A 12,681-nucleotide genomic window follows, 5' to 3' on the forward strand; every position below is an offset into this window, starting at 1 on the left:
ACCACACCGACGGGGCAACGATCCTCGGGAAGGGCGCTACTTCTTGGCGATGGTGATCGTCGCCGTGCGGTAGTTGTTGCGCTTGTCCTTCTTCGTCGGGTCGTAGTTCTTCTCGATGTTGCCAGCGCTGTCGATCGAGAACCAGCGGAACGTCGTCGTCTCGGTCACGTGGAACACCTGCCCCGGCTCGCGGAACTCGGTGGCCGCGTAGCGGGGCGACTCAAGCGTCGGCCGGCTGCCGTCGGTCGTGTAGTAGATGGTGGCCGGCTCGCTGGTCTCGAAGCGCACGTCGACGGGCCCGCGGTACTTCCCGTCGCCGGGGATCAGCCGGGACGTCGGATCCTTCTTGTCCTTGCCCCAGTCCGCCGCGACCCGGAACATCTCCATGATCCCGTTGGCGTACTCCATCGTTTCGGCGTGGCCACTGACCAACTCCGGGTTTCCCGTCCACTCGGGTTGGAACGAACCGCCCTGCCAGTCGCCGGTAGCGGGGTTGTAGACGGAGCCGCCGACCTCCCAGCCGAACGCGTAGATGCCGTAGGTGTAGTACAGGTCCTCGCGCACGTTGCCCGCTGAGGAGTAGAGGACGTCCGACGAGCCGCCGACGTTCTCCGGTGTGACGACGGTTTCCCGGTGCGCCTTGACCTGCGACAGGATCCGGGCGGCCGACTGCCAGTAGAACGCCTCGTCACCCAGCGGCGGGCGCGGCGTGGTGATCCGTCCGTCCGCGATGTAGGCGCCGGGCTGCCAGAACAGCTGGCCGCCGTTGGAGTGCACCGACATCATGAACTTGATGTTCGAGTACTTCTCGACCAGCCAGATGATGTTCTTCGACTCGGGCTCGGACAGCTCCTCCGGCCCCTGGTAGGTGCCACTGACGCAGTTGGTCGACCCTCCCGCGTAGCCGTCGTGGCCCGACCCGACCCGGTAGTTCCGGTTCAGGTCGACGCCCCACGAGTTCCGCTGCGCCGGATCGGCGCTGGCGTCCGGGCAGTGGTTCGTCATGTTCTTACGCTGCGAGGCGAAGTTGTAGAAGCTGTAGTTCGCCCCGTCGGGGTTGTTGGACAGGATGAAGAAGATGTCGGTGTTCTCGACAATCTTCTTCGTCTCCCGGTCCGACCGGTAGTTGTGCACCAGGCGCTCGGCCGACTCCAGGCTGGTCGTCGCCGGCACCCACTCGCGGGCGTGGTCCTGCGCCTGGATCAGGACACCAGGCTTCTTGCCGTCACGGTGCTTGCCGATCCGCAGGACCGGGATCGTCGCGGGGCCTCGCGGCACCTCACCCTCCGGTGCTCCGACGCGCTTCTGGTCCAGGAAGTCGGTCAGCGCGACCGGGCCGGCCGTCGGCGCGACGATGCCGCTGCCCTCGTTGGTGCGGTACGGGTGCGCCCGGTCGATGAGGCCCGCGGACCGGGTCCGCAACGCGTCCGCCACCTGGGTGGCCGTACTCGCCGGCGCCCCGGCGGCGTCCGTGGCGAGCAGGACGCGAACCGCCTTGCCCGTGACCTCCACCGCGAGCGGGAGGTTCGCGTCGGGCCGGTCCACGAACTCCACTGTGATGTCGTTGCCGCCCTCGTGGCCCCACGCCGCGGAGGTGACGACGACCGCCGCCTGCCCGGTGCCGCCGAGCTGAGCCTGCGCCTTGCGCTGGTACCCGTTGGTCTGGTTCGGCAGGTAGACGATTTCGGCGATGTCCGGGTACTGGCGGGCGATCTCCTTGGCGCGACTGTAGAGCTGCTGCGGGTGCTTGTAGCCGTCCACGAAGTCCGACTTGTAGGACGGGTTCGCCGTCAGCGGCGGCGGGGCGTTCTCCAACCAGTTCGAGACCACACCGGTGGTGACCCCGCCAGTGGAGCTCGTCACCTGGATCCTGGTCGGGCGGGTGTCGAGCTTGAACAGGTTCCGGTGGAACATGTACTGCCCGGAGTCGACGAACCGGCTCATCGTCCGGGCGAAGCCGAACGGCGTGCCCTTGCCCGAGTCGTTCTCGACCTGCATCCCGACGATCGGGTCCGCCTGCTGACCCTCGGTGGTCCGCGCCTCGACGTACAGGAAGCCCTGGCCCTTCGTGGTGAACCAGTCGGCGCGGGCGATGCGTACCGTCGCCTGGTGGTTCGACGGCTGGACAGCCCGCGCGCCGGCGGCGTCGACGCCGATGCCGCCGTCGGCCTGGTCGCTCCAGGCGAAGCCGGCGTCGTCGGCGAGCACCTCGACGCCCATCGCCGTAAGTTCGGTGACCTGCTCGGCGGTCACCACCGCCTCGCCTTCGATGCCGGTCGGCACGCGTCGGAGGCCGTGCTCAAGGTCGAAGCCGGCGGCGGCCACCTTGTCCAGCATGTCGGCGCCGGTCAGCCTGACCTGTACGAGGCGTACCGACTCGCGATCCTCAGGTTGGGATCGGCTGGTGGCGGCTGACGGCCCGGTGGGATCGGCGCCCGCAGGCCCGGTTGCCACGAGGATGCTACCCACCAGGGCGGGCAGCGCCAGAAGCGCGATGCGCCGTTGTATGTGCCGCATTCCCCCTCCTTCTACTTACGACGGATGGTTGAGGTGGTGGCAGGGACTCCGTGCTCGTCGACGATCGTCGTTGCGAGAAGGACGGGAGGACGGGAGCCGGCTGGGTCCGGTGAGCGTATGTGCGTTTGCGGCCGCAGTGGATCGCCTCGATCGAATTTGAGCATTCCTTGAGGCGATCAGCACCGTGGATGGCGCGAACGTGTCCACGGTGGGCGGCGCCTGCCACGAACGCGACTCGCCGTCGCGCGGTCCGCCCGGTGGCGGAGACCCGACACCGGAGCGCGAGGTAGCCGACTGTGACCAATGCATCACTGCGCGCACACTCCTCATCGACATGTTCCCGTCGACTGGAGGAACACATGCGTCTCCGATCGTTCGTCACCGCCGCGCTGGCCGCCGTACTGGCGGCCAGCGCGCTCGCGCCAGTGACCCCGGCAGCGGCGGCCACCGCCGACCGCTGGGGTTTCGCGTACGTCAAGGACCCCACAGTGCCGGTCTGGACCGTGCTGGACACCAGCCGGCAGTGGGGTAGCTGGAAGACCGCGTTCCCCGCCGCGTGGGCCGACGGTGTCAAGCTCGCGCCCGGCCGGTTCCAGGTCCGTTTCCCGCAGGTGGGGGCCAGCTCGCGCGGGGTGCCGCACGTTACCCCGGTGAACCGGACCGGGCACTACTGCGAGGTGGTCCGCTGGTTCCAGTCCGGCGCCGACGAGATCGTCGACGTGCAGTGCCACAAGCCCGGCGGCACGCGCGAGGACACCCCGTTCACAGTGCTCTGGACGACCAGCTCCGGCGTGCTGCCGGCCGGCACCTCCCACGCGTACGCGCAGTGGGGCGGCGGCGTGGTGGTGCAGTCGTACAACTCCACCGGCGTGGTGAACACCGTCGGCCCGCTGGGCGTCGGCCAGTATCTGGTGCGGCTGCCCGGGGTGGGTCTGGCCGGGCTGCTCGCCGGCAACGTGCAGGTCACCGCGGTGCAGCCGAACGCCGGCCCCCGCCGGTGCAAGGTCTACTCCTGGAACGCGGTCGGCACCGACGTGCAGGTGTACGTCTTCTGCTACAACCAGGCCGGTGCGCTCACCAACACCGACTTCGCCCTCTCGTACCACCGCCGCCGGCCGGTGATCGGCTCCCTCGGCCCGCCGTCGTACTTCGGTTACCTGGGTACCGCCGTCGGTGGGCCCACCAACGACAACTCGGTGCTCGGCGTCGGAGCGAACACGGTGGCACCGCTGGCCCCCGCCGGCCGCTACCTGGCGACCTTCCCGCAGATCGGCATCAAGGAGACCCACGCCCAGGTGGTCGCGCAGGGTGCGGGTAGCAACTACTGCCACCTCACCCAACCCTGGACGTACACCACCAACGCCGACGTCGACGTGATCTGCTTCGACAACGCCGGCGTGGTCACCCCGCACCGGTTCCTGGCCACCTTCACCTCGCGGCTCTGACGCCGCCGGCACCGGCGGTGGCAGCCCTCAGGCCACCGCCGGTGCCCGCGTCCATCACCCCCGCGCGGAGGTGTACGCAGCTACAGGGCAGCCGTGGTCTCTTTGAGGATGCCGGCAAGCGCGTCGTAGTCGACGGTCTGCCCGTCCTTGATGTCGACGGCTTTGCGTTCACCCTTGCCCAGGGACCGGAGGAAACCCTTGACCTCCGGAACGTCCGTCGCGTTGAACACCATGAAGGAGATCTTGTCCTTGGCCACCGAGATGACGGCCGCGTAGTGCCCGTTCTTGAGGTAGTGCGGCTTGCCGTACTGCAGTCGCTCCTCGACATCCGGAATGGTCTGGACGACCATCGCGCGCAGCTTCTCGCACACGTCGATCTGCCACGGCTGCGTCTTGTTGATGTACTGGGTGACGTCGTCACTCATGGCCATCTCCTTATTGTCGTTGCCAAAGGATGGTCGACCCGCGACGCTTCACCCGCAGCCCGACCCGACCTGATCCGGTCGCCGCCGGAGCCGCCCCTGCCCGGGCAGGATCGTACGACGAATCCGCACCTCTGAGGGGCCCCGTGACTCTGGGATGTCGGCCCCGCCGCACCGGTCGGGTGCAGCGGCTTCGGAGCCCTGGATTACGGTGACCAGGAAAGGTGGGTGGATCATGGTGCCGCAGGTGTCACCGCGAAGGGCCTGGGCCGTGCTCGTCGCACTCTCCCTCGCGGCGTTCGCGTTCATCACGACCGAGCTGCTGCCCGTTGGGCTGCTGACCCACATCGCGCCCGACCTCGACCGGTCCCGCTCGCAGGTGGGTCTGCTCGTCAGCGGGTACGCCATCGTGGTCGTGCTGGCGTCCGTGCCTCTGGCCCGGCTGACCCAGCGGATACCCCGACGCCAACTGCTCGGCGTCACGATGCTCCTGTTCGCCGCCGCGAACGCCCTGGCCGCGCTCGCGTCGACGTACGCGGTGCTGGCCGGCTCCCGCGTCGTGACGGCGCTCGCCCAGGCGCTGTTCTGGTCCATCGCCACGGCAACCGTGACCGGCCCCTTCCCGGCCGCGGTGCGCGGCCGGGTGGTCGCGCTGTTCGCGACCGGAGCGACGCTCGCCCCCGTGCTCGGCGTACCCCTCGGCACCTGGCTCGGGCAACAGGCCGGCTGGCGTACGGCGTTCGGGGCGCTGGCCGGAGTCGGGCTGGCGATCGCCGTCGCGGTGTTCATCCTCCTGCCCTCCTATCCCCCGGCTGCTGGCGGCGCCGCCCGTGGCACCGCACCCGACGGGCGGCGCTTCGTCCTCCTGCTGGTCGCGACCGCCCTCGGCATCGGCGGCTTCATGACCCTGCAGACCTACGTCACACCGTTCCTGCTCGACGTCACCGGCTTCGCCGACTCGGTGCTGGCACCACTGCTGTTCGTCTCCGGCGCGGCCGGCGTCGTCGGCACCCTGGCCGCCGCCCGCACCCTGGACAGCCGGCCGACCGCCTCCCTGCTGGCGCCGCTGAGCATCGGCGCGGCCTCCCTGTTCGGCCTGTACGCACTCGGCGCGCTCCGGCCCGGCGTGGTCGCACTCCTCGCCGGCGTCGGCCTCGCCTACGCGGGGTTCGGCTCCGCCGTGCAGAGCCGGATGCTGCAACTGGCCCCGGGCAGCACCGACATCGCGTCGGCCGGCGTCAGCACGGCCTTCAACGCCGGCATCGCCGGCGGCTCGCTGCTCGGCGGCGGCCTCCTGCCCACCCTCGGGCCACGCCCGCTGGCGCTCGCCGGCGGGCTGCTGACGCTGGCCGCCTTCGCGTTGCTCGCCGTGGACGCGTGGCGGAGCCGCGCCGTCGGGTCAGCGTCGGCCTCCACCCTTGGCAGCCCAGCGACCGCGCGAGAGATCACGCCGGCCCGGACGGGAACGTCGTTGCACGACTGACAGAGCGCGTCACGGATCGCGGCGGAACGACGTGCTCTGCTCCCGTCATCCGTTGGCGAGAGGGGTCAACGGCGGACACTGACGAGTCCCATCGACATGACGGAACATAGGTGAATGATCGGTGACCGGTGGGGCGTGACCGACAGCGAGACGCTGCGTACCTATCCCTGTGACGACCTCGTCGTCGCACCCGCCCTACAAGCCTGGCGCGGAGTGTCGATCGCGGCGCCCGCCGCAGCAGTGTGGCCGTGGGTGGCCCAGGTGAGGCTTGCGCCCTATTCGTACGACTGGATCGACAACCGCGGCCGCCGCTCGCCTCGACAGTTGCAGGGCCTACCCGAGCCCCAGGTCGGGGAAGCATTCACCACCGCCGGAGGACGAAAGTTGGGCCGGATCGTCTCGGTCGACCCCGGCAAACAGTTGACGAGCACCATCATGGGCGCCTTCATGTCCTACGTCCTCGTGCCCCAGGAGCACGACAGGACGCGCCTGCTGCTCAAGGTCGTCATGCAGACGACCCGCTGGGCCGCACTCGGCCTGTCCATCGGCGACCTGATCATGGCTCGACGACAGTTGCTGAACCTGAAGCAACTCGCCGAACACAACGGGCACCACGGACCCGCCACGGAATGAGATCAGGCGAACGGCGATCGACAGTCCTGGGCGGCTGCTGCGCGTCGTCCGCCCCGCATTCTGGGACACTCGGATCGCGGCAAATCAGGACGTCTGACCTGGGCGCCTCGACTGACAACTGCGGCGACGTCATGCGAATCCGAGGAGGTCCCACCGGTTGCCGGCGATGTCGAGGAAGACCGCGACCCGGCCATAGGGCTCGGCCCTTGGCTCCCGGACGAAGGTGACACCGGCCTCAGCCATCCGTCGGTAAGTGGCGTCGAAGTCGTCGACTCGGAGGAAGAACCCGACTCGGCCGGCTACCTGGTTACCAGTTGCGGCACGTTGGTGTTCTCCGTCGGCGCGAGCGAGGAGAATCCCGGTCTGGGCACCCGGCGGCCGGACGACGACCCACCGCTTGGGCCGCCCGTCAGTGGTCAGCGATGGGGAATCCTCGACGAGATCGAAGCCGAGTACATCGGTGAAGAACGCAATCGCGGGGTCGTACTCGTCGACGATCAGGGCAACCAAATCGATCTGCACCACGGCAGCGTACGCAGGGTCCATCGTGCTCGCCGCCCGCGTGCCGACAGCGGCAGAAGAGTGTGTCGGCGGCTCCAGGCTCTCGCGGCCGCTTGTGATCACTGTGCAACGACGACGGTGCGTACGACGCCATCAGCAGGTCTCGGATGCTCGGTCGAAAGCCTAACCAGATCACACCCGGTAGTACTGCACGACGCAGAACTCGTTGTCCTCCGGGTCGGTCATGACGAGGACTGCGCCCTCTTGGTAGTCATGCCGTTCACCTGTCCACCGCCCGCCCAACATCCCGATCCGATCGACCGCTTCGTCAACGTCGGTAACGGCGATGTCGAGGTGTAGTCGCGTCTTGCCGGCCTTGGGCTCCGGGACCGGCTGGAATGTCAGCACCGAGCCGCCCCCGGCGACAGTGACGCGCCGCCAGCCGGGAAGAGACTCCGTCACGCGTCCTCCAAGCACCACAGACCAGAAGTCAGCCAGTCGCTGCGGATCCCGGCAGTCGACCGTGACTCCGGCAAGTCGGCCCAGTGTCTCCACGACACCGACCATAGCGACGATGTGCAGCCCATTCCCACTGGGGCGCACTCATCTCGGCACGTCCGGACGGCAGTCAGGCCAGCTCGGCGGGACACTGGGTAGCGCGCGCCTCGCAGCAGAAGCGGATGATCGATCATGCCGCGTTGGCCGGTTACTGCGGGCGCGGGTGTACGTTGCTGATCATGCGAGCTGTGCAGTGCGCCCGTTTCGGCGGTCCCGAGGTTTTGAACCTTGTCGACGTGTCGGAGCCGGTGACGGTCGATGGTCAACTGCTCGTCAACGTGAGCGCGGCAGGGGTCAACTTCGCCGATACCAGCCGCATTGCCGGGTCGTATCGTCCGGTGCCGGAGCTGCCGTTCACCCCGGGCACTGAGGTGGTCGGGCGGGCGACTGACGGTCGCCGGGTGCTCGCACCGATTTTCGACGGTGGTGGCTTCGCTGAGCGGGCGGTCGTGGAAGTCGCGGACGCCGTTGCGGTGCCCGAGGGGGTGGGCGACGCCGAGGCGCTCGCGCTTCTCGTCCAGGGCCTGACCGCCTGGCACGTATTGAGAAGCTGTGCGCGGATGCGCGTCGGTGAGACCGTTGTCGTCAACGCCGCGGCCGGTGGTGTCGGCTCGCTTGCTGTGCAGCTCGCCAAGCACTTCGGTGCCGGGCGTGTGATCGCCACAGCCTCTACGGACGCTCGACGTAACCTGGCCCTCTCCTTGGGTGCGGACGTCGCCGTGTCCAGCGACCCGGACTGTTACGCCGAGCAGGTCCTGGAGGCCAACGATGGCACGCCGGTGGATGTTGTGCTCGAGTCGATCGGCGGCCGCGTGTTCAGCGCCGGCCTCGAAATCCTGGGGAACTTCGGACGTCTGGTCACCTTCGGGAATGCCTCCCGCGAGGGCTGTCCACCTGTCGATCCGAGCGCACTCGCGGACCGCAACACAGCCGTGATGGGCTTCTGGCTACGCCCGGCCCTCACCGTTCCCGGCGCCTACGCGGAGCCGTTAGCCGAGATGTTCGCGCTCACGGCTGCCGGAGTGCTGAAGCCGATGGTCCATGCGGCATATCCCCTTGAGGACGCCCGCCGCGCTTTCGAGGACCTCGTCGCCCGCAGAACCACCGGCAAGGTAACCCTGCGTCCCTGAGACTTGAGCCCGATCACCCGTCGCGATGCGGTGAAGCACCGCGAGCCTCGCCCGCCAACCGATGCACCACTTTCGGCAAAGCCGTGAGCGGTTGATCACGTTCCGGAGGCCATGTAGGCGGCGAGGATGTAGTTGGGGTGCCGGTCGAGGTTCTTGCGGGCCCGGTCATAGCGCATGGTGGTCCGTGGGTCGGCTTGGCGGGCGGCGATCTGCACGTCGCGGAGGCTGACGCCGGCGTCGAGCATGGTCGTCACGAACGTGTGCCGCAGCATGTGGGGTGCATCCTCGGCATCCGGATGCCCGCTGTGTGGGCGAGGTGCTTGAGTCGGCGGGTGGCGGCGTGCCGGTCCATCCTCCGACCATGGGCGTTGCGCAGGATCGGGCCGGCGGTGCGGTCGTCGACGGCCTGATCGATAGCCCGAGCGACCGCGGGTGGTAGCGGGACGAGGACCACCTTGCCGCCCTTGCCACGCACGCGTAGGACCCGGTGACCGTGTTCCTCACCGAGGTCGGCGATGTTCGATCCGCAGGCTTCGAAGATCCGTAGTCCGAGCAGGCCCAGGAGCGCGACCAGGGCGAAGTCGTTCGGGTTCGAGGACTTCCGCGCGGTGGTGATCATGGCTTCGACCTGCAGGTGCCCCAGTCCGAGGGTCGGTGACTCGGCCGGCACCGTGGGCCGGCGGACGTAGTCGGCCGGCGAGTGCTCCAGGAGGGCGTCGATGACGCAGACCCGATAGAACCCAACCACGACCGACAGCCGGCGGGACACCGTCGAGGGCTGGTACCGGCGGACGTCTTGTAGCCAGCGCACGTACCGCTCGATGTCCACCCGCGCCGCCGCCAGCGGGTCCAGGTCGTGGTCGGCGCACCAGCGGAGGAAGACCCGTAGGTCGGAATCAGTGTGGACGCGAGTCTGGCCACGGTAACGGCCCAGGAAAGCGGACACCGCGGCGCGCACAACGAGTTGATCGGTCAGTACGACAGGGAAAGCGGAAGCAGGCGAGGTAGTCATACATCACCGTGCGTCACCATCGGCGATGAACACCAGCCCACCTGGAGCGGCAGATGCGGATGCCCGATCTTGAATCACGTCGGCTAAGGCTCACCCTTGCGGCCTTCGGAAGGGTCTGTGCGGCGACCTTCGACGCACAGGACCGGCTTGGTACGGTCTGGCAGTGGAGGGGGCGGTGTTCTGGCGCATCGTCGAAGGCGCCCGGGCTGAGGTGGGCGCCGACACCGAACGCGTCGCCCAGGTGCTCCTCCGCAGCCTTCGCGCGTTGACTCCGGACGAAATCGAACAGTTTGAGGAACTCTGGTTCCAGGCACAGGACGAGCTCTACCGCTGGGCGATCCGGGACGCTGCGACACTCCTGCTGGGCCGCTTGGACGACGATGACTTCCTCTCGGTGCAGGACTGGATCCTGTCGCACGGGCGGCCAACCAGCCAGCGCGTCCAGGACGACCCTGACAGCCTTGTCGAGTTGGCACCCGACCGGCGCAACGCTCGGATCGACTGGTTCTGCGGCCTCCCGCTCGAAGCGCACATCGCCGCAACCGGGGCTCCGTTCGCTATAGACGGGCCTTCCGGATCAGATACACCCGTCGGAACTCCGGCCGACCTGACCGACGAGACCCGCACGAGGCAGCGATTTCCCAGACTCACGGCATACCTCGACAGCAATCCGTGGATCGAGCGCCCGTGGGAACGCGCCACCAGCTGACCGCCGCACGCACTCGAGGCTTTCGATCGCCCGCCGGAAGTTACGGGATACTGCCTTAATGATCAGGTTCCGGTTCGAGCTGTATCCACTGGACGAGGTGTCACCGTGGGGCAGTGACCAGCCGAGGCTCCACTGGTTCGGGCTCACCGAGGGCTGGTACTGGCTTGAAGCAAGCGGGCAGGAGCTGCTGTGCCGCACCCGGGAAGTTCACCCGCATCCCTACATCGACTATTACCTGGCCCGGCTCTGGGAAGATGTCATTGTCCTTACACCTGAGGTGCTGGAGCCGGTGCCCGACGATCTGCAGCCATTCATTGCCTCCGACCCCGCGCAGTGGACGTGTGACCCGCTCGAGTTCGTGGCCGAACCGGGTGAGGAACGGACCGACGACGGGAACGCGGGCGTGCCCGACCATCCAGTCGTCACGGCCGCGATCTGGCAAGGCGAGCACCATCTGGACTTCGGTTACCTGCGTAATCCTCCCAAGCTCCGGTTCTGGCGTACCACCCGCGGCGATCGCGACGAGATCACCATGGATTGGCGGCACGAGGACGACGGCGAGATCGGTTTCACCGCCGACCCCGCAGTCCGGCTCAGCGTGCCGACCACCGCATACCTTGAGGCCGTGCACACCCTCAACCGCGAGCTGATGGACGCCATGGGGCAGCGGGTCGAGGAGCTGGAACGCCGCGGCGGGCTACCTGGCGTGGACCTTGACCTCGTCCATCTGCGGCCGGAACACGAAGACCGGCGGCATTGGCTTGCCAAGAACCTCGACCGCTGTCCGAAGACCGACTGGAACGTTGTCCGCCAAGGTGCCCGCCTGCTGCTCGGTGACGTTCAACAGGCCGACGCCCCAACCGGCTAAGCATTCCATCGAGCGCCTGACCGGGACAGCATCCGCTCATCGGCATGAGCGGTACGCGCCGGATCAGCGGCGCGCCCCCCAACGCCGGGCAATGGGGTTGCACCGTCCCTGCCTACGGCGCAGGTTCCAGTACGACGACTGGGATCTCGCGGGTGGTCTTCCGCTCGTAGTCGGCGAAGCCTGGATACGCGGCCTTCTGCGCGCTCCAGATCCGTTCCCGCTCGTTGCCGGCGGCAACTCTGGCGACCAACTCGACCTTGTCCGTACCGATCTCCGCTTGGGCCTGCGGGTGAGCGAGCAGGTTGTAGTACCAGTCGGGATTGGTGGGCGCACCGCCCTTGGACGCGAACACGGCGTAGCCGCCGTCCACCTTCTGGTACATCATCGGGTTCACGCGAGGCTGACCGCTCTTGGCGCCGACCGTGTGCAACAGCAGCAGCGGCGCGCCAGCGAACTGACCTCCGACCTGCCCACCGTTGGCGCGAAACTCAGCGATGATCTTGTCGTTCCAGTCGCTCATGCCTCTCCTCGCCTCCACGAACCGGCTCCTTGACCACGATTCTGACAGTCCCGGCCGGGGCGTGACACTGCGAGCATGGACCAACGAACCCGGCGGCGACAATGCGTAGCGCTCGGTTCGCGGCGAATACCGGTGCAGCCGCAGGTCCCATTTCGGCCTGGTGCTGGGCTGGGTGCGGAATCTCGATGGCGCAGTCGAGTCCCGATCGGTGACGATCAAGCCGTGTCCGTTCCCGCCCGTCAGATCCGCGCCCGCTACTCACCCGACACCATCACCGTGTACCAGGCGTATCCCCCGCAGATCGCGCTGGCGGCGGTGGCAGCCGGCCGTTTCGTGGCCCCCTTCAAGCGGGATCGGATGACGTGGATCAAGCCGTCGTTCCTGTGGATGATGTACCGCTGCGGCTGGGCCATCAAGCCAGGGCAGGAGCGCGTGCTGTCCATCGACATCGCGCGGGAGGGATTTGAGTGGGCGCTGGCACGAGCCAGCCTGAGCCACTACGACCGAGACCTGCACGGCGACAAAGAGACCTGGACCCGGCAACTGAAGGCCAGTCCCGTACGAGCGCAGTGGGATCCGGAACGATCACTGCGTTTGAAGGCGCTGCCGTACCGGTCGCTGCAGGTCGGGTTGTCCGGCGAGGCAGTCGATCGATACGTTGACGACTGGATCGTGGCCGTCACGGACATCACCCCCACCGTTCACCGCGTGAGGGACCTCCTGCGTAGCGGCGACGAACAGGCGGCAACAGCTCACCTGCCCGTCGAACGTGTCTACCCGCTGCCGGCTCAGATCGCCGCCGGCCTCAACGCCAGCCCGGACGTCGCCGCCGAAGAGGTGGCCGAGCAACAGCATCCACACTGACGCTCGCTCGGCACGCCAG

General features: G+C 68.0%; 12 protein-coding genes and 1 pseudogene. 7 read left to right on the forward strand and 6 right to left on the reverse strand.

Translation table 11 applies throughout. The features are described 5' to 3' along the window. Positions 1-36 precede the first annotated feature (36 nt). Entirely contained in the window at positions 37-2,517 is a 2,481-nt protein-coding gene (locus tag FBZ33_RS18260) for a M14 family metallopeptidase (protein ID WP_141910009.1), read from the reverse strand. Positions 2,518-2,876: 359 nt separating this feature from the next. Between FBZ33_RS18260 and FBZ33_RS18265 the strand changes: the two genes are divergently transcribed. After that, positions 2,877-3,962, forward strand: coding sequence for a hypothetical protein (locus tag FBZ33_RS18265; RefSeq protein ID WP_141910010.1), 1,086 nt, complete (start codon positions 2,877-2,879; stop codon positions 3,960-3,962). Between the two features lie 80 nt (positions 3,963-4,042). Here FBZ33_RS18265 and FBZ33_RS18270 read toward each other — a convergent pair whose 3' ends face one another. Beyond that, positions 4,043-4,387 carry a DUF1801 domain-containing protein gene (locus FBZ33_RS18270; RefSeq protein ID WP_088951848.1) on the reverse strand — a complete coding sequence of 115 codons (345 nt, stop codon included), beginning with the start codon at positions 4,385-4,387 and terminating at the stop codon, positions 4,043-4,045. 244 nt (positions 4,388-4,631) lie between these two features. On the opposite strand from FBZ33_RS18270, the gene FBZ33_RS18275 reads away from it, so the two are divergent. Next, the gene (locus FBZ33_RS18275) at positions 4,632-5,867 is read left to right on the forward strand and encodes an MFS transporter (protein ID WP_255508939.1); all 1,236 of its coding nucleotides are present in this window, start codon (positions 4,632-4,634) and stop codon (positions 5,865-5,867) included. 135 nt (positions 5,868-6,002) lie between these two features. Then, positions 6,003-6,500 (forward strand): polyketide cyclase, encoded by a 498-nt coding sequence (locus tag FBZ33_RS18280; RefSeq protein WP_255508940.1) that lies wholly within the window; start codon positions 6,003-6,005, stop codon positions 6,498-6,500. A 129-nt stretch (positions 6,501-6,629) separates the two neighbouring features. Here the strand turns inward: FBZ33_RS18280 and FBZ33_RS18285 are convergent, their stop codons facing one another. Both FBZ33_RS18285 and FBZ33_RS18290 read right to left on the reverse strand, forming a co-directional pair. Then, complete coding sequence (locus FBZ33_RS18285; RefSeq protein WP_197699542.1) at positions 6,630-7,046, reverse strand: VOC family protein; 417 nt, start codon at positions 7,044-7,046, stop codon at positions 6,630-6,632. Between the two features lie 147 nt (positions 7,047-7,193). After that, complete coding sequence (locus FBZ33_RS18290) at positions 7,194-7,556, reverse strand: VOC family protein (RefSeq protein ID WP_231927066.1); 363 nt, start codon at positions 7,554-7,556, stop codon at positions 7,194-7,196. A gap of 125 nt (positions 7,557-7,681) precedes the next feature. On the opposite strand from FBZ33_RS18290, the gene FBZ33_RS18295 reads away from it, so the two are divergent. Next, entirely contained in the window at positions 7,682-8,689 is a 1,008-nt protein-coding gene (locus FBZ33_RS18295; RefSeq protein WP_231927067.1) for a zinc-binding dehydrogenase, read from the forward strand. Positions 8,690-8,784: 95 nt separating this feature from the next. On the opposite strand, the pseudogene FBZ33_RS18300 reads toward FBZ33_RS18295, so the two are convergent. Continuing rightward, positions 8,785-9,701: pseudogene (locus tag FBZ33_RS18300) on the reverse strand (tyrosine-type recombinase/integrase). Positions 9,702-9,864: 163 nt separating this feature from the next. Here FBZ33_RS18300 and FBZ33_RS18305 point away from each other — a divergent pair. Further along, positions 9,865-10,410 (forward strand): DUF4240 domain-containing protein, encoded by a 546-nt coding sequence (locus FBZ33_RS18305; protein WP_088948927.1) that lies wholly within the window; start codon positions 9,865-9,867, stop codon positions 10,408-10,410. 58 nt (positions 10,411-10,468) lie between these two features. Further along, positions 10,469-11,278, forward strand: a complete 810-nt coding sequence (locus tag FBZ33_RS18310) for a DUF5984 family protein (RefSeq protein WP_141910012.1) — start codon at positions 10,469-10,471, stop codon at positions 11,276-11,278. A 112-nt stretch (positions 11,279-11,390) separates the two neighbouring features. On the opposite strand, the gene FBZ33_RS18315 is transcribed toward FBZ33_RS18310, so the two are convergent. After that, positions 11,391-11,798, reverse strand: a complete 408-nt coding sequence (locus FBZ33_RS18315; protein ID WP_141910013.1) for a nitroreductase family deazaflavin-dependent oxidoreductase — start codon at positions 11,796-11,798, stop codon at positions 11,391-11,393. A 222-nt stretch (positions 11,799-12,020) separates the two neighbouring features. Between FBZ33_RS18315 and FBZ33_RS18320 the strand changes: the two genes are divergently transcribed. Next, positions 12,021-12,662, forward strand: coding sequence for a DUF4291 domain-containing protein (locus FBZ33_RS18320; RefSeq protein ID WP_141910014.1), 642 nt, complete (start codon positions 12,021-12,023; stop codon positions 12,660-12,662). The last annotated feature ends 19 nt before the right edge of the window (positions 12,663-12,681 follow it).

Source organism: Micromonospora sp. A202, assembly GCF_006715105.1.
Lineage (GTDB): Bacteria > Actinomycetota > Actinomycetes > Mycobacteriales > Micromonosporaceae > Micromonospora > Micromonospora zamorensis.

Coding starts and splice junctions, on each gene's coding strand:
- FBZ33_RS18315 (WP_141910013.1), bottom strand. CDS start 11,798: ATGAGCGACTGGAACGACAAGATCATCGCTGAGTTTCGCGCCAACGGT.
- FBZ33_RS18310 (WP_141910012.1), top strand. CDS start 10,469: ATGATCAGGTTCCGGTTCGAGCTGTATCCACTGGACGAGGTGTCACCG.
- FBZ33_RS18265 (WP_141910010.1), top strand. CDS start 2,877: ATGCGTCTCCGATCGTTCGTCACCGCCGCGCTGGCCGCCGTACTGGCG.
- FBZ33_RS18295 (WP_231927067.1), top strand. CDS start 7,682: ATGATCGATCATGCCGCGTTGGCCGGTTACTGCGGGCGCGGGTGTACG.
- FBZ33_RS18285 (WP_197699542.1), bottom strand. CDS start 7,046: ATGGACCCTGCGTACGCTGCCGTGGTGCAGATCGATTTGGTTGCCCTG.
- FBZ33_RS18260 (WP_141910009.1), bottom strand. CDS start 2,517: ATGCGGCACATACAACGGCGCATCGCGCTTCTGGCGCTGCCCGCCCTG.
- FBZ33_RS18270 (WP_088951848.1), bottom strand. CDS start 4,387: ATGAGTGACGACGTCACCCAGTACATCAACAAGACGCAGCCGTGGCAG.